Below are 218 nucleotides of genomic sequence, written 5' to 3' on the forward strand. Positions count from 1 at the left end.
GGTAGATGCGTACTTTTGTTGCTCTTAACATCATCAGCGCTCATTGATATAATGCTTTTATTTTAACATGTTAGGGCAATATATCAATTGAGTAATCATGATGATTTACTGGCGGGATCCCTCAGAAAGCGGCACAGTGTCAGTAAACTGGTCGTGCATCTGATCTTTACGACAAAGTATCGACGTAAGCTATTTGACGGACTGATGCTCGCTCAACT

Annotated in this window: 1 pseudogene; it reads left to right on the forward strand. The window is 40.8% G+C overall.

Going from position 1 to position 218, the window contains the following annotated elements:
* Positions 1-87: 87 nt before the first annotated feature.
* Positions 88-218 (forward strand): annotated as a pseudogene (locus tag BHE89_RS03700) (IS200/IS605 family transposase); the annotation flags it as partial.

Source organism: Shigella sp. FC1967 (assembly GCF_001743005.1).
Classification (GTDB): domain Bacteria; phylum Pseudomonadota; class Gammaproteobacteria; order Enterobacterales; family Enterobacteriaceae; genus Proteus.